18 protein-coding genes and 1 pseudogene are annotated in these 15188 nt (G+C 58.8%); all 19 read left to right on the top strand.

Features of this window, described 5'->3' with window-relative positions:
* A partial coding sequence (locus tag B5E82_RS11945) for a relaxase/mobilization nuclease domain-containing protein (protein ID WP_206415698.1) occupies nucleotides 1-1167 on the top strand: 1167 nt, incomplete at its 5' end.
* Entirely contained in the window at nucleotides 1157-1543 is a 387-nt protein-coding gene (locus B5E82_RS11940; RefSeq protein ID WP_002571014.1) for a cysteine-rich VLP domain-containing protein, read from the top strand. The genes B5E82_RS11945 and B5E82_RS11940, both read left to right, overlap by 11 nt.
* 132 nt (nucleotides 1544-1675) lie before the next feature.
* Nucleotides 1676-2410 (top strand): replication initiator protein A, encoded by a 735-nt coding sequence (locus tag B5E82_RS11935; RefSeq protein WP_038283483.1) that lies wholly within the window; start codon nucleotides 1676-1678, stop codon nucleotides 2408-2410.
* Nucleotides 2407-3249, top strand: coding sequence for an ATP-binding protein (locus tag B5E82_RS11930; protein WP_002571012.1), 843 nt, complete (start codon nucleotides 2407-2409; stop codon nucleotides 3247-3249). The genes B5E82_RS11935 and B5E82_RS11930 overlap by 4 nt, the downstream gene beginning before the upstream one ends.
* Before the next feature lie 14 nt (nucleotides 3250-3263).
* Nucleotides 3264-3452, top strand: a complete 189-nt coding sequence (locus B5E82_RS11925) for a transposon-encoded TnpW family protein (RefSeq protein ID WP_002571011.1) — start codon at nucleotides 3264-3266, stop codon at nucleotides 3450-3452.
* 111 nt (nucleotides 3453-3563) lie between these two features.
* Entirely contained in the window at nucleotides 3564-5183 is a 1620-nt protein-coding gene (locus B5E82_RS11920; RefSeq protein WP_002571010.1) for a recombinase family protein, read from the top strand.
* An 86-nt stretch (nucleotides 5184-5269) separates the two neighbouring features.
* Nucleotides 5270-5362: pseudogene (locus B5E82_RS18515) on the top strand (Maff2 family mobile element protein); the annotation flags it as partial.
* 11 nt (nucleotides 5363-5373) lie between these two features.
* Nucleotides 5374-6240 (top strand): VirB6/TrbL-like conjugal transfer protein, CD1112 family, encoded by an 867-nt coding sequence (locus tag B5E82_RS11910; RefSeq protein WP_087307753.1) that lies wholly within the window; start codon nucleotides 5374-5376, stop codon nucleotides 6238-6240.
* Between the two features lie 14 nt (nucleotides 6241-6254).
* Complete coding sequence (locus B5E82_RS11905; protein WP_087307752.1) at nucleotides 6255-6821, top strand: septation protein SpoVG family protein; 567 nt, start codon at nucleotides 6255-6257, stop codon at nucleotides 6819-6821.
* A complete protein-coding gene (locus tag B5E82_RS11900) occupies nucleotides 6811-7605 on the top strand; it encodes a DNA-methyltransferase (RefSeq protein WP_087307751.1) in 795 nt (264 codons plus the stop codon). The genes B5E82_RS11905 and B5E82_RS11900 overlap by 11 nt, the downstream gene beginning before the upstream one ends.
* A gap of 2 nt (nucleotides 7606-7607) precedes the next feature.
* On the top strand, nucleotides 7608-8183 hold the full coding sequence (locus tag B5E82_RS11895; RefSeq protein WP_087307750.1) for an MT-A70 family methyltransferase: 576 nt from the start codon (nucleotides 7608-7610) through the stop codon (nucleotides 8181-8183).
* A 5-nt stretch (nucleotides 8184-8188) separates the two neighbouring features.
* On the top strand, nucleotides 8189-8584 hold the full coding sequence (locus B5E82_RS11890) for a PrgI family protein (RefSeq protein WP_087232295.1): 396 nt from the start codon (nucleotides 8189-8191) through the stop codon (nucleotides 8582-8584).
* The gene (locus tag B5E82_RS11885; RefSeq protein WP_442911310.1) at nucleotides 8532-10901 is read left to right on the top strand and encodes a VirB4-like conjugal transfer ATPase, CD1110 family; all 2370 of its coding nucleotides are present in this window, start codon (nucleotides 8532-8534) and stop codon (nucleotides 10899-10901) included. The genes B5E82_RS11890 and B5E82_RS11885 overlap by 53 nt, the downstream gene beginning before the upstream one ends.
* Nucleotides 10882-12633, top strand: a complete 1752-nt coding sequence (locus tag B5E82_RS11880; protein ID WP_087307749.1) for a C40 family peptidase — start codon at nucleotides 10882-10884, stop codon at nucleotides 12631-12633. The genes B5E82_RS11885 and B5E82_RS11880 overlap by 20 nt, the downstream gene beginning before the upstream one ends.
* Before the next feature lie 13 nt (nucleotides 12634-12646).
* Nucleotides 12647-12898, top strand: coding sequence for a DUF4315 family protein (locus tag B5E82_RS11875; protein WP_087232213.1), 252 nt, complete (start codon nucleotides 12647-12649; stop codon nucleotides 12896-12898).
* Between the two features lie 2 nt (nucleotides 12899-12900).
* Nucleotides 12901-13686, top strand: a complete 786-nt coding sequence (locus B5E82_RS11870) for a DUF4366 domain-containing protein (protein ID WP_087307748.1) — start codon at nucleotides 12901-12903, stop codon at nucleotides 13684-13686.
* On the top strand, nucleotides 13683-13859 hold the full coding sequence (locus B5E82_RS18225) for a hypothetical protein (protein WP_164488694.1): 177 nt from the start codon (nucleotides 13683-13685) through the stop codon (nucleotides 13857-13859). The genes B5E82_RS11870 and B5E82_RS18225 overlap by 4 nt, the downstream gene beginning before the upstream one ends.
* A 4-nt stretch (nucleotides 13860-13863) precedes the next feature.
* Nucleotides 13864-14217, top strand: a complete 354-nt coding sequence (locus B5E82_RS11865; protein ID WP_087307747.1) for a cysteine-rich VLP domain-containing protein — start codon at nucleotides 13864-13866, stop codon at nucleotides 14215-14217.
* A 199-nt stretch (nucleotides 14218-14416) separates the two neighbouring features.
* Nucleotides 14417-15178 (top strand): hypothetical protein, encoded by a 762-nt coding sequence (locus tag B5E82_RS11855; RefSeq protein ID WP_087307745.1) that lies wholly within the window; start codon nucleotides 14417-14419, stop codon nucleotides 15176-15178.
* The last annotated feature ends 10 nt before the right edge of the window (nucleotides 15179-15188 follow it).

The raw sequence follows: 15188 nt of genomic DNA, 5'->3' as shown, positions 1-15188 counted from the left end.
CTGCCCTACATGGACAGGCCAGCCGACACGAAAGCCGGGTGCAAGCACCGCTGTACCGACGCGGCCTTGCGCTACTTCAAGTCCGAAGTCATGGAGATGTGCCACCGGGAGGGGCTTTACCAAATCGACCTCTTGAACGGCAGCAAGAACCGCGTCACAGACCGGGAGTATTGGGCGCAGAAAAAGGGACAGGCCGCGCTGGACAAGCAGAACGCCCCCATGATTGCAGGCGGTATCACGCCCCGGCAGACCAAGTTTGAAACGAACAAAGAGAAGCTGCGGCAGACCATACGCGCCGCGCTGTCTGCGGCGGCCTCATTCGAGGATTTTTCCTCTCTGCTGCTGCGGGAGGGCGTGACCGTCAAGGAGAGCCGGGGGCGGCTTAGTTACCTCACGCCGGACAGGACAAAGCCCATTTCCGCCCGCAAGCTGGGCGACGATTTTGACCGCGCCGCTGTCCTTGCCGTTTTGGAGCAGAACGCCGCCAGAGCCGCAGAAAAGGCCGCGGCTATATCCAGCACCCCGCCCTCTATCCAAGACCAACTGCGGGCAGACAGAGCCGCCCGAACCGCCCCGAATGTGCAGCGGCTTGTGGACATTGAGCAGAAGAAAGCCGAGGGGAAAGGCCGGGGCTATGAACGCTGGGCGACCATGCACAACCTCAAACAGATGGCCGCGACGCTGAATGTGTATCAGGAATACGGCTTCACTTCCCCGGAGCAGTTAGAAGCCGCCGTTGATACCGCCTATCAGGAAATGCGCCAGACCAGCGGCGAACTGAAAGCACTGGAAACGAAGCTGCAAGGGAAAAAGGAATTGCAGCGACAGGTGCTGGCCTACGCCAAGACCAAACCCGTCCGCGACGGCCTGAAAGCGCAGAAATCCCCCAAAGCCCGCGAAGCATACCGGCAGGCGCATGAGAGCGATTTTATCATAGCCGACGCAGCCGCCCGGTATTTCAAGGCACATGGCATTACCAGGCTGCCCGCCCGGAAAGCGTTGCAGGACGAGATCGAGCAGCTTGTTTCCAAGAAATCCGGCCTGTATAACACCTATCACGCACAGAAACAGCGGTTTAAGGAGTTGCAGACCGTCAAGCGGAACATCGACCAGATTTTGCGCCGGGAGGAACCCCGCCGCAGAAAGGAGCAGAGCCATGAGCGATAACCTGCCCCGCATGGACTACCGCCAGCACCGGCGGGCGCGGCGGCTGGTGCATGAGTGCTGTAACTACGACGAGGGGAACTGCCTGCTGTTGGACGACGGGGAGCCTTGCGTATGCGTCCAGAGCATTTCCTTTTCCCTCATGTGCCGCTGGTTCCGTGTGGCTGTCCTGCCCCTTGACGGGGAGCTGGCCGCAGCCCTCTTGTACCGGGGGAGCCGGAAACGGTGCGCCGTCTGCGGCGCGGCCTTTGTCCCCAAATCCAACCGGGGAAAATACTGCCCCGGCTGCGCCGGACGCATGAAGAAAATCAAAGCCGCCGAGCGAAAGCAGAAACAAAGGCAGAAATGTCACGCTTTAGAGCCTTTCAAACCCGCATAAATCAAGGCTTTTTTCGTGGGTGTCAAAGGGTACGCGATACATTTATCCTTTTCCCCCGGAAACAGCGTTCTAAATGCGTACAAACCGTCAAAATCAACCCGAACACAGGGAGGTGATCCTATCGCTGATTATATCATGGCAGACACGAAGCTGCCCGCCTATCTGCCCTATCCCCGTTTCCTGCTGAAAATGGAGATTTCCCAGACCGCCAAGCTGCTCTATGCGCTGCTGTTAGACCGCTCCACCCTCTCCCAGAAGAACAAGTGGCAGGACGGCGAGGGCAGGATTTATATTATCTATCCCATCGCGGAGATAGCCGAAATACTGGATAAAGGCAGCACCACCATAAAGGGGGCGCTGAATGAACTGGACATGGCGGGGCTGCTGGAACGGGAACGGGGCGGCTTCTCCGCACCGAACCGACTGTATGTGAAAGTGCCGCGTGTGCCACAGGTACAGTTTTCCGACCAACTGATGGCCGGAAAACCGACCCTCATAGAGCCGGAAAACCGACCAACTGATGGTCAGAAAACCGACCTTATGATGGTCGGAAAACCGTCCCCTAACCAAACTACTATAAACAACCTTACAGAGAACCAAACAAAGGGAGTGAGTGGGGAGCCGCCCGCGCCCTATGGCCGATACCAGAATATTTTTCTGTCACAGACCGAATACGACGAGTTGCAGGCAGAGTACCCCGACAGGCTGGAACGGTTCATCGAGGAAATGAGCCGCTACCTTGCCGCCAGCGGGAAAAGCTACCAGAACTATGCCGCCGCCCTTCGGATATGGGCGGGGAACGACAAAAAGGGCGCCCCGAAAAAGGGCATCCCTGACTACTCATGCAAGGAGGGCGAGAGTTTATGAAGAACGAAATCAACGCTGTTTTGGAGAATATGACGACTGCCACCCCGGAGCCGGAGGACTACACCGGCGAGGACGGTTTACTGTACTGCGGCAGGTGCCGCAAGCCGAAAGAAGCCTATTTTGCGCCGGATAAGGCCGCTATCTTTGGCCGCGACCGCCACCCGGCAGAGTGCGACTGCCAGAGAGCCGCCCGCGAGGAACGGGAGGCCGCCGAGAAGCGGCGCAGGCACTTTGACACCGTGGAGGAACTGAAACGCCGGGGCTTTACCGACCCCACCATGCGGGACTGGACTTTTGAGAACGACAACGGCAGGAACCCGCAGGCCGGGATTGCCCGCCGGTATGTGGAACACTGGGAGGATATGCGAGCCGACAATATCGGCTGCCTGTTCTGGGGCGGCGTGGGAACCGGGAAAAGCTACCTTGCGGGCTGTATCGCAAACGCCCTTATGGAGAAAGAAATCCCCGTCCACATGACGAATTTTGCCCTTATCCTCAACGACCTTGCCGCCAGCTTTGAGAACCGCAACGAGTACATTTCCCGCCTTTGCCGCTATCCGCTGCTTATCATTGACGACTTCGGCATGGAGCGCGGCACCGAGTACGGGCTGGAACAGGTTTTCAATGTGATTGACAGCCGTTACCGCAGCGGCAAGCCGCTGATCGTCACGACCAACCTCACGCTGGACGACCTGCGGAACCCGGAGGACACCGCCCATTCCCGGATTTATGACCGCCTGCTTTCCATGTGCGTCCCGGTACGCTTTACCGGCGACAACTTCCGGCAGGAAGCCGCGCAGCGGAAAATGGAGAGCATGAAGAAACTGATTACCGACTGAAAGGAGTATTGCCTATGACAGATAACAAGCAGCACGACACCCGCACCGCCCGCCGCCCCGACTGCGTGACGGAAATCCGCATGGGCAATTCCGTCCTTGTCGTGTCCGGCTATTTCAAGAAAGACACTACCACCACCGCCGCCGACAAAATGGCGCGGGTACTGGAAGCGGAAGCCGCTGCTACACAAAAACCGGCAATTTGACAAACCATAAAGAAGCAGATTTTACACTTTTGCCGCTATACAGCCCCCGCTATTCCGTGGTACAATAAAGCTACGGAATAGTGGGGCTGGCTGTCGGAAACGGAGGATTTTATGTTAAGACAAGCCACCCAAAACCTCATTACCGCCCTTTATCCGAGATTGTCCCATGAGGACGAATTGCAAGGTGAGAGTAATTCCATATCGAACCAAAAAAGGATACTCGAAGCCTTTGCAAAACAGAATGGCTTTACCAACCTGCGCTGGTACACCGACGACGGCTTTTCCGGCGCGAACTTCCAGCGCCCCGGTTTTCAAGCCATGCTTGCAGACATTGAAGCCGGGAAAGTGGGTACGGTCATCGTCAAGGACATGAGCCGGTTAGGGCGAAACTACTTGCAGGTAGGGTTTTACACGGAAATGCTGTTCCCTCAAAAGGGAGTGCGTTTTATCGCTGTCAACGACAATGTGGACAGCGCAAACGGCGGCATGGACAACGATTTTACCCCTCTGCGAAATCTGTTCAACGAATGGCTGGTGAGAGATACGAGCAAGAAAATCAAAGCAGTAAAACGAGCAAAAGGCATGAGCGGCAAGCCCGTTACCAGCAAGCCGGTCTATGGCTATCTCATGGACGAGGACGAGAACTATCTCGTTGACGAGGAAACCGCGCCGGTTGTCCAGCAGATATACCAGCTTTGCCTTGCCGGGAATGGCCCGACCAAGATTGCCCGTATGCTTACGGAGCAGCAAATCCCTACGCCGGGAACGCTGGAATACCGCAGGACGGGCAGCACCCGCCGCTACCACCCCGGCTATGAGTGCAAATGGGCGACGAACACCGTTGTTCATATCCTCGAAAACCGGGAGTACACCGGCTGTCTGGTAAACTTCAAGACGGAGAAGCCCTCTTACAAGGTCAAGCACAGTGTAGAGAACCCCGTAGAGAAGCAGGCCATTTTTGAGAACCACCATGAGCCTATCATAGACCGGGAAACATGGGAGCGCGTGCAGGAGTTACGCAAGCAGCGCAAACGCCCGAACCGCTATGATGAAGTGGGGCTGTTCTCCGGTATGCTGTTCTGCGCCGACTGCGGTCATGTGATGTACCAGCAGCGGTATCAGAACAAGAACCGCAAGCAGGACTGTTACATCTGCGGCAGCTACAAGAAGCGCACCCGCGACTGTACGGCGCACTTTATCCGCACCGACCTGTTGACCGCCGGTGTCCTCTCCAATCTCCGGCAAGTGACCGAATACGCCGCCAAGCACGAGAGCCGCTTTGTGAAGCTGCTTATCCAGCAGAACGAGATCGGCGGCAAGAGAAAGACCGCCGCAGCCACCAAGCAGCTTGAACAGGCGCAGGAGCGCATTGCCGAAGTGAGCCGCATTATCAAGCGGCTGTATGAGGACAATGTGAACGGCAAAATCAGCGACGAGCGTTTCATGGAACTGTCGGCAGACTATGAGCAGGAACAGCGGGAACTGAAAGACCGCGCCGCCGCTTTGCAGGCCGAACTGGACAAGTCGCAGGCCGCCACCGTCAACGCGGAAAAGTTTATGGGTATCGTCCGAAAGCACCTTGCCTTTGAGGAACTTACCCCCACCCTCTTGCGGGAAATGATTGAGAAAATCGTCGTGCATGAGTGTAGCTATGACGAGAACGGCACCCGCAGGCAGGACATTGAGATTTATTACAGCTTTGTCGGCAAGATTGACTTGCCCGAAGCCTAACGCCCGACCTATCCGACACAATGGCCAAGTGCCGGATAGGAACGGCAAAATTTTTTACACTTCTATTACTTCTTTATCACACATAAGCAAAAAGCCAGGGTATGAAGCAGCTCATGGCGGGCGGCGGCATCATTCTGCTGGGCACCACCCTGATCCCTCTGCTGAGCGGCCTGTTCTAAGGTAACGGCCTATGGATTTTCTCACCGACTGGCTCACGGACTGGCTCAAAGAGCTGTTGATTGGCGGGATCATGGGGAACCTGGAGGGGCTCTTTGATTACGTCAATACCCAAGTCGGAGAGATCGCGGTACAGGTGGGGACTACCCCGGCGGCGTGGAACGCCGGGGTATTTTCCCTCATCCGCCAGCTTTCCGAAACGGTGATCTTGCCGATTGCCGGGCTGGTACTGACCTTTGTTGCCACCTATGAGCTCATTCAGATGCTTTTGGAAAAGAACAATATGCACGAGTTTGACGTGGCGAATATCTACAAATGGATGTTCAAAACGGCTTGTGCCATCTTCATTCTCTCAAATACCTTTGACATTGTGATGGCCGTCTTTGACGTGTCGCAGACGGTGATCGCCCAGGCGGGCGGTCTAATTCAGGGCTCCACGGACATCACGCCGGATATGATGACAGAGCTTCAAACCACCCTGGAGGGGATGGACTTAGGACCACTTCTCGGCCTATGGCTCCAGTCCTCGATTATCGGCGTTACCATGTGGGCGCTGGGCATCGTCATTTTTGTGTTGGTATATGGCAGAATGTTGGAAATCTATTTACTCACCAGTTTGGCCCCCATCCCTATGGCAACGATCTCCCATCGGGAGATGGGACAGATCGGGCAGAACTATCTGCGCTCCCTGTTTGCCGTGGGCTTCCAGGGGTTGCTCATTCTGGTGTGTGTTGCAATCTATGCGGTGCTGATCCAGGGAATTGCCACGGGCGGAGATCCCATCGGGGCGATCTGGGGCACCGTGGGCTATACGGTTTTGCTCTGCTTCATGCTGTTCAAAACCGGGACGATAGCGCGCAGTATCTTTAGCGCGCACTAAGGAGGTTTGATTTTATGGCAAATATGCAGACGGCGGCACAAGGGGCCCCCGTTATGGACGAGGCGGCGATGGCGGAAATGCGCCGCCTGATTTTCGACGCGCCCATCCAGGAGCTGGCGGATGCCCAGGGCATTTCCATTGACGAGGCCGTACAGCTCCGGGTGGAGAAAAACCTGGAGGCCGCCGAGGTGCCCATCGAGGTGTCGGTGCGGCCCATTGAGCCCCAGGGCAAGCTGATTGGCTTTGCCAGCGTGAATATCGGCGGCATCGTGATTGACGATTTTAAGGTAGTCAACGGGAAAAACGGGATTTTCCTGGGGGAACCCAGCAAGCCCGATCCCACAACCCGGACAGGCTACCGCTCCACAGCGCGGGTGACAAACCGGGCCTTGCAGGAGCGGCTGAGCGCGGCGGCGGCAGACGGCTATAACGTGGCTGTGGAAAAGCTGATTGCCCGCGCCGAGGCCCTGCGCCCGAAGCCTATCCGGGAGCAGATGGCAAACGCGGCGAAGGAGGCCGCCCGTGAAAATGCCGCCCGGCCCGCCCCGGCAAAGGGCAAGGAGGCCAGGGATGACCGATAAGGGCACCTCTGGACAAAGTGTCCAGAAGTCCCCGGAACCCCCGGAGGGGCTGTTCCTCATGGATGGCATCGAGGGCCTGCGCTCCCTGCCCCGCCATTCTGTGGATATGCTCTTGACCGATCCGCCCTACGGCACAACCCGGAACTTTTGGGATGCTCCCCTGCCGCTCCCGGAGCTGTGGGAGGCGGTGAAATGGGCGGTCAAGCCGGACGGCGCGATCCTGTTTTTCGCGCAGTGCCCCTATGACAAGGTGCTGGGGGCATCCAACCTGTCCATGCTCCGCTATGAGTGGGTGTGGTACAAAAGCCGCTCTACGGGCTTTCTCAATGCCCGCCGCGCCCCGCTGAAAAAGACGGAGAACATCCTGGTATTCTACCAGAAGCTCCCTCTTTACAACCCGCAGTTTGAACAGGGCAAGCCCTACAAGCGGAGTCTGACCAACAACGGGGACAGCCCGAACTATGGAAAATTCGTCCGTACCACGGGCGGCTCGGAGGACGGCCTGCGCTTTCCGGGGAATGTGCTCACGTTCCCCACCGTCCAGCGCACCGTCCACCCCACGCAGAAGCCGGTGTCCCTGTGTGAGTATTTCATCAAGACCTATACGCGGCCCGGCGAGCTGGTGGCGGACATCTGCGCGGGCTCTGGCACAACGGCGGTGGCCGCCCTCAATACGGGCCGCCGCTTCATCAGTTTTGAAACCGTCCCGGCCTACTATGCTGCCGCCAGCGAGCGCATCCGTGTGGCAGGCGCGGCGGTGGAGGCTGGGGAGAAAGGAGTGTAACTATCAGGAAATATTCTGTGATCTACGCCGATCCCCCCTGGCGGTATGCTCAAAAGGGCTTGCAGGGGGCGGCGGAAAAACACTACCCCACAATGGGGATTGACGAGTTATGCACGCTCCCGGTGGCGGATTTGGCCGCCCCGGACAGCGTGCTTTTTTTGTGGGCTACGTTCCCGCAGCTCCCGGAGGCCCTGCGGCTCATCAAGGCGTGGGGCTTCACCTACAAGAGCGTTGCTTTCGTCTGGTTGAAGAAAAACCGCAAGTCCGAGGGCTGGTTCTATGGCCTGGGCTTCTGGACGCGGGGCAACGCGGAGGTCTGCCTGCTGGCAACACGGGGACACCCGAAACGGCAGGCGGCAAACGTCCACCAGTTTATCATTTCCCCCATCCAGGAGCACAGCCGCAAGCCGGAGGAGGCCCGTGAAAAGATCGTGGCCCTTATGGGCGACGTGCCCAGGGTGGAGCTGTTCGCCCGGCAGTCCCCGCCCGGCTGGGACGTGTGGGGGAACGAGGTGGAAAGCACCCTCCCGGACTTCTGGACAAAGTGTCCAGAGGTGGCCGGGGACAGAAAGGAGTGATTGAAATTCCCTATGTAAATGTTCCCAACGACTTATCCAAAATCAAGACCAAACTTGCCTTTAACCTGACGAAACGCCAGCTTGTGTGCTTCGGGATCGCGGCGGCGGTGGGCATCCCGTCCTACCTGCTGGCCCGGAGCGCCATCGGCAACACCGGGGCCATGTTCCTGATGATGGGGGTGGCGCTCCCGGCGTTCCTGCTGGCGATGTATGAGAAAGACGGGCTCCCCTTTGAAAAGGTGGTGCGGAACGTCCTGCGGGCGAAGTTCCTGCGGCCTGGGGTGAGGCCCTACCAGACGGAAAATATCTATGCCCCGTTCACCCAGCGGGGCGCTGTGCGAAAGGAGGATGCGATTGCAGAAAGCAAAAAGCCCAAAGCGCGGCCCCGGAAAGGCCGCTAACCGGAAAGCTGTTTTGTCCGCCCAGCAGACTATTCCCTACTTGGTGATGCACCCGGACGGCGTGTGCCAGCTCCCCGGCGGGCTCTACACAAAGACGGTGGAATATGAGGACATCAACTATTCGGTTGCGTCTACGGAGGATCAGACGGCGATTTTCAGCGGGTGGAGCTCGTTCCTCAACTACTTCGACAGCTCCCTGCCATTCCAGCTCTCCTTTATCAACCGCCGCTCCCGTTCCAGGAGCCGCTACAAGGTAAACATTCCCCCGGCCCAGGATGACTATGACAGCATCCGGGCGGAGTTCACGGGGATGCTGAAAAACCAGATTGCCAAAAGCAACAACGGCATCGAGCGGTCAAAATATATCACCTTTGGCCTGCCCGCCGAGGGGATCGCGGAGGCCCGCCCCCGCCTGGAACGGGTGGAGGCCGATGTGACAGGCAACCTCAAACGGCTGGGCGTTCCCTCCGTCCCGATGGACGGGCAGGCGCGGCTGGCCCTGCTCCACGGCCAGATGCACCCCGGCAACCGGGAGCCGTTCCGCTTCTCCTGGCAGGACATCCCCAAAACCGGGCTTGGCACAAAGGACTACATCGCGCCGGACAGCTTCGACTTCCGGCAGGCCCGGACGTTCCGCATCGGCCAATACTGGGGTGCGGCGTCCTACTTGCAGATTTTGGCGTCCGAGCTTTCTGACAAGCTCCTGGCGGAGATCCTGGAGTTGGATGCGGAAATGACCGTAACCATGCACATCCAGACGGTGGATCAGCTCAAGGCCATTAAGACCATCAAGGGCAAAATCTCCGACATCGGCAAAATGAAGGTGGAGGAACAGCGCAAGGCGGTGCGGGCCGGGTACGATCCCGACATCCTGCCCCCTGACCTCATCACGTTTTCAAAGGATGCGGCGGAGCTTTTGGCTGACCTGCAGTCCCGAAACGAGCGGATGTTCCTGCTCACGTTCACGGTGGTAAACCTTGCCCCCACCCGCCAGCGGCTGGAGAATGACGTGTTCACGGTGGGCGGTATCGCACAGAAATACAACTGCGCTTTGAAGCGGCTGGACTGGCAACAGGAACAGGGCTTTGTGTCCTCGCTGGCCCTGGGCTATAACGAGGTGGAAATCCAGCGCGGCATGACTACCAGCTCCACGGCGATCTTCATTCCCTTTATGACCAGGGAGCTGCGGATGGCCGGGCCGTCCCTCTACTACGGCATGAACGCTCTTTCCCACAACGTCATTATGGCGGATCGGAAAAAGCTGAAATCGGCCAACGGCCTGTATCTCGGCTCCACGGGCTCCGGCAAGAGCTTCGCCGCAAAACGCGAGATCATCAACGTGTTTCTGGCTATCCCAAAAGACAGGATCATCATTGTCGATCCGATGGGGGAATATGCCCCGCTGGTGCGTAGGCTGGGCGGCCAGGTGGTGGAGATCGCGCCCGGCTCCCCCAACCATATCAACCCGATGGACATCCAGCTTGATCTGGACGATGACGAAAGCCCGCTTTCCATGAAAGCGGATTTTTTGTTGTCCCTGTGCGAGCTGGTGGTGGGCGGCAAGGACGGTTTGCAACCCATCGAAAAGACGGTGATTGACCGCTGTGTGCGGCTCATTTACCGGGACATGGCCCTGGGCCTGGGGGACGGCAAGCCGCCCTTGCTCCAGGACTTGTACGAGGAGCTTCTCAAACAGCCGGAGCCGGAGGCACGCCGGGTGGCAACCGCCCTGGAGCTCTACTGTACGGGCTCCCTTAACCTGTTCAACCATCAGACTAACGTAAAACTGACGGCGCATATTGTCTGCATCGTCCTCAAAGGGCTGGGAGAAAACCTCCGCAAAATCGCTATGCACGTTACCAACGACTTTGTAACTTCGGCGGTCAATGTGAATTTCCACAACGGCGTTTCTACCTGGTGCTACTTTGACGAGTTCCACATCCTGCTCCGGGACGCGCTTACCGCCAGCTACTTTGTGGCCGTGTGGAAGATGCTCCGCAAAAAGGGCTGCGTCCCCTCAGCTTTAACGCAGAACGTGAAAGACCTTTTGGCCAGCCGGGAAATCGAGGCCATTCTGGACAACACCGACTTTATGATCCTGTTGTCCCAGGCTCAAAGTGACCGGGCGATTTTGGCGAAACAGCTCGGCATTTCCGAGCATCAGCTCTCCTATATCACCCACTCCAATTCCGGCGAGGGCCTGCTGTTTTATGGCGATGTGACCATCCCCTTTGTGGATAGGTTCCCCCGTGGGGAGATCTATAACCTGCTGACCACGCGCCCGGAGGACTTGAAGAATGAAGCGAAAACCGAATAAACCCGAACAAGAGCCCAGGGAGCGCCCCGGCTCCTGGGAGGAGCCCGCCGATCCCGGCGGCGCTTCTTCCGGGGCCGCTGGGGACGGCTCTCCAGGCGGTGCCGGGACAGAGGGCACTTCTGGACAAAGTGTCCACAAGTCAAAGTTCCGGCAGAAAAGCAAACAGGAACAGGCCGCCGCTTCTAAGCTCCGCATGGAAAAGCGCGGGGAAAAGCTGGAGGCGGCCAAAGACAAGCTGGCAAAACAGAAGCCCCCGAAAAAGCCAGGCCCCATCCGGCGGGTGGGCCGCGCCGCTGGCGGGGCCGCTCACGGTTTTGTACATGGGAAGATTTATGAGAACGAGCAGGAAAACGTGGGCATCGAGGGGGCCCACCGCTCCGAGCTGGTGGGCGAGGCCGCCCTGCGGCATGGCTCCCGGTTTGTGAAGCGGAAAGTCCGGGAACACCCGGCAAAGGCCGTCCAGCGGGCTGAGTCAAAATATGTCAAGGCCACGGCGGACTATCACTTCCGCATGGCCGCCCAGGAACACCCGGAGATGTCCGGCAACCCCGTTTCCCGGATGTGGCGCAGGCACCGCTTGAAAAAGCAGTACCAGAAGCGGGCGCGGCAGGCGGTCAAGACCGGGGCGGCAGGCGCGGCGAAAAAGACAGCCGCCGCCACGGAAAAGGCCGGGGCAAAGGCGGTGGGCTTTGTGAAGCGGCATCCCGTAGGGGTAGTGCTGGCCCTGGCCTGTGTACTCCTGCTCTTTATGATGCAGTCCTGTTCGTCCTCCCTGGTGACGCTTGGCAACGCCGGGGCGGGCGCGGTGGGCGCGACTACTTACCCATCCCAGGACGAGGAAATGCTGGCGGCGGAGGCGGCCTACTGCGGCATGGAGGCGGAGCTCCAGGACTACCTGGACAGCTACGAAAGCACCCATGACTATGACGAGTATCACTTCGACTTGGACAGCATTGAGCACGATCCCTATGTGCTGATCTCCATTCTGTCTGTGCTTCATGAGGGGGCATGGACGCTGGATCAGGTGCAGGGGACGCGGGAAACCCTCTTTGACCGCCAGTACATTCTCACCGAGGATGTGGTGGTTGAGGTGCGCTATCGGACGGAAAGCCGAACGGACAGCGAGGGCAACTCCTACACGGTAGAGGTGCCCTACAATTACTATATCTGTTATGTCACGCTGGAAAACCGCAACCTGTCCCATCTGCCCCTGGAAATGATGAACGAGGAGCAGATGTCCCGGTACTCCCTCTATATGTCCACCCTGGGAAACCGGCCTGACCTGTTCCCGGAGTCGGCCTATGTGGGGAAATACGTTACCAACCCGCCCGCCGGATATGACGTGCCGGGGGAATATCTGGACGATGAAACCTTTGCGGCCATGCTCACCGAGGCGGAGAAATACCTGGGCTATCCCTATGTGTGGGGAGGCTCCAGTCCGGCCACGTCCTTTGATTGCTCCGGCTTCGTGTCTTGGGTGATCAATCACTCCGGCTGGAATGTGGGCCGCCTGGGGGCTCAGGGGCTCTATAACATCTGTACCCCTACCAGCAATCCAAAGCCCGGCGATCTGGTGTTCTTTGTCGGCACCTATGACACGGCGGGCGTGTCCCACTGTGGCATCTATGTGGGGGACGGGATGATGATCCACTGTGGCGATCCCATCCAATATGCAAATTTGAATACAAGTTACTGGCAATCTCATTTTTACGCCTACGGGCGTTTACCCTGATAAGGAGGTATCTATGGCGGTAAGCAAAAGCCAGAAAATCCAGGCCGAGATTGATAAGGTCAAGGCCAAAATCAGCGAACAGCAGGCCCGGCTCAAGGAGCTGGAAAAGAACAAGCAGGAGGCCGAAAACAGCGAGATCGTGGACATCGTGCGGGGCATGAGCATTTCCCTGGAGGAGCTCCCCCTGGTGCTCCAGCGGCTCCGGGACGGCACTTCTGGACAAAGTGTCCAGAAGTCCGAGGATGGCGGAAAGGAGGAAAATTGAAGATGAAACGCTTTCGGGTGATGGCGGCGGCGCTGTGTGCCGCCGTTCTTTTATGCGGATTTAGCGTCCCGGCCTATGCCTATGCGGACGGCGGCGAGGGCGCGGACTATGGTGATCCCACCATGACCGAGGAAACCCAGGCCCCGGAGCCGGAGCCCACCATCGAACCGGGCGAGGGCTTTTCGGAGGAGGGCAACCTTGTAACCCGCGATCTGCTCTATGACGAGCACACCAACAAGCAGTTTATTACGGTGCAGACGGCGGGCGGGAATACCTTTTACATCGTCATTGACTACGACAAGCCCGTGGACGAGGAGGGCGAGCAGTATGAAACCTACTTCTTCAGCGTGGTAGACGAGGCCGATCTGCTGGCCGCAGCCGAGGCCGCCGGGGTGGAGCAGGCGGTCTGCTCCTGCTCTGAAAAATGCGCGGCGGGTGCCGTGAATACGGAGTGCGCCGTCTGCTCGGTCAATATGAATAAATGCGCGGGCGCTGAGCCGGAGCCGGAACCCACGGAAACCGAGGAACCCGCCCCGGAGGAGGCCGAGCCGGAAACGGGCGGCAACATGGGGATGCTCCTGGCAGTGCTGGCCGTGGCCTTAGTGGGCGGCGGCGCGGCGTTCTATTTCAAGGTACTGCGTCCCAAACAGCAGAAAGCCGCCGAGCCCCAGGAGGACTACGGCGGGGAGCTGGATGACTATGACGGGCCGGACGGCTACGGGGACGAGGACGATGACGGCCCGCCCTGGGACGAGGAGGACGATGACGGAGAGGAGGCTGAAAAATGAGGTTTACCGACAGCCCCTTTGAAAAAATGATGAAGCAGAAGCCCCGTCCCCAGGCTCCTGCCCCGGCAAAGCCGCCCAGGGGCTCCCGGTGCTCCGGGTGTCCCTACTGGCGGGGCATCGGCTGTGTGTCCTGCTACCGGGAGCTCATGCGGGCCCCGGCTGGCGGGAGGTGACGGCTTGGCCCGTGAACTGACACGCGAGGAAAAAAGGGCGATCCGCGCCCTGGTAACAAAGTGGTGCGCCAACTATGACCGGGAGTGCGGGTGTCTGCCCCTGGACTGTGAGTGCTATATGCTGGGGAAATGCTGGACGGGCGCTTACTGCCGCTACTTCCGGGAGGCCGTCCTGCCCCTTGATCCGGCGCTGGAGGCGGCCCTCTTGACCGAGGGGCCCAGGCCGGAGTTTAAGCCCTGTCCCATCTGCGGCGGGGCTGTCCCCGCTGATGGGCGCATGGCCTACTGTTCCGAGTCCTGCGCCCGGATTGCCCTGCGGCGGCAAAAGCGGGACTATATGCGGAAAAAGCGGAGGTGATGTGTGGAAAATTAGGCCCCGGAAAACCCGCTTGTATCAAGGCTTTCCGGGGCCACTTTTGGGGTGGGCCGTATCTTTCTATGGCTTACCTCTGGTTTGCTCAAATGCTTTCCACATCTATCCCCGCCACTTCTGGACACTTTGTCCAGAGGTGCGGGACATTTAAGGAGGTGTTATTCTGGAGGAAAATCAAGGCTATGTGATCCGCCGCACAATCCTGTTTGACAATCAATGCGGCTTTGCCCTGGGGGAAAACAGTAGGGCCCCTAACCCCTTTGTGACATGGCAGTTTAACGAGCAGGACGGACACCGGGATTACTTTTGGGGCCACTATATGAATGAGCCGGATAAGGCAGAACGGGACTTACTCAACCGGGCCGGGGACTACCAGCGGCGCTACCATGTGCAGGAGGTGGAACAGGCCCCGGACAAGGAAACCTATCTGTATTACTCCACCCAGCGGCCTATCGACATCGGCACCTACCCGAACAGCTACTTTAACCGCCCCGTCCACATGGATTTATACTTTGCCCGCCAGCAAGTGACGGGCGAGGCGTTCCAGGCGTGGGGAGCCATCACCTATGCCCATCCCCTGACGGAACGGGAAATGCAGGACTATGAGCTCCGGCCCTCCCGCAATAACCTGGATATTCGGCGGCAGATGGATGCTCAGGCCCAGGTGGTGGGAAAATGGGAGGACGCTCACCGCGTCCCGGATCAAAAGCGGCTGACGTGGTTCTACCCGGACTTCGGCAGTTATGTGGTGAAAGAATACATTACCCCGGATCAACTGGCCGTCCGCGTCCGCAGCATTGAACGCCAGGAGGCGGCGCGGGCCCACAAGGAAGCCAAACGCCAGCCCCCGATTGCGGAGCAACTGAAAGCGGCCCAGCGGGAGGCCCAGGAGCACCGGGCCCCGGACGGCCCCAAAAAGAAAGCCCCTGACCGGGGCGACAGATAGGAGGAAGATT

It is taken from the genome of Lachnoclostridium sp. An138, from assembly GCF_002160765.1.
Lineage (GTDB): Bacteria > Bacillota > Clostridia > Lachnospirales > Lachnospiraceae > Laedolimicola > Laedolimicola faecalis.
This window is presented reverse-complemented; position numbering and strand designations above follow the sequence as displayed.

Coding starts and splice junctions, on each gene's coding strand:
- B5E82_RS11885 (WP_442911310.1), top strand. CDS start 8,532: ATGCGATTGCAGAAAGCAAAAAGCCCAAAGCGCGGCCCCGGAAAGGCC.
- B5E82_RS18225 (WP_164488694.1), top strand. CDS start 13,683: ATGAGGTTTACCGACAGCCCCTTTGAAAAAATGATGAAGCAGAAGCCC.
- B5E82_RS11875 (WP_087232213.1), top strand. CDS start 12,647: ATGGCGGTAAGCAAAAGCCAGAAAATCCAGGCCGAGATTGATAAGGTC.
- B5E82_RS11925 (WP_002571011.1), top strand. CDS start 3,264: ATGACAGATAACAAGCAGCACGACACCCGCACCGCCCGCCGCCCCGAC.
- B5E82_RS11920 (WP_002571010.1), top strand. CDS start 3,564: ATGTTAAGACAAGCCACCCAAAACCTCATTACCGCCCTTTATCCGAGA.
- B5E82_RS11930 (WP_002571012.1), top strand. CDS start 2,407: ATGAAGAACGAAATCAACGCTGTTTTGGAGAATATGACGACTGCCACC.
- B5E82_RS11910 (WP_087307753.1), top strand. CDS start 5,374: ATGGATTTTCTCACCGACTGGCTCACGGACTGGCTCAAAGAGCTGTTG.
- B5E82_RS11940 (WP_002571014.1), top strand. CDS start 1,157: ATGAGCGATAACCTGCCCCGCATGGACTACCGCCAGCACCGGCGGGCG.
- B5E82_RS11880 (WP_087307749.1), top strand. CDS start 10,882: ATGAAGCGAAAACCGAATAAACCCGAACAAGAGCCCAGGGAGCGCCCC.
- B5E82_RS11870 (WP_087307748.1), top strand. CDS start 12,901: ATGAAACGCTTTCGGGTGATGGCGGCGGCGCTGTGTGCCGCCGTTCTT.
- B5E82_RS11900 (WP_087307751.1), top strand. CDS start 6,811: ATGACCGATAAGGGCACCTCTGGACAAAGTGTCCAGAAGTCCCCGGAA.
- B5E82_RS11905 (WP_087307752.1), top strand. CDS start 6,255: ATGGCAAATATGCAGACGGCGGCACAAGGGGCCCCCGTTATGGACGAG.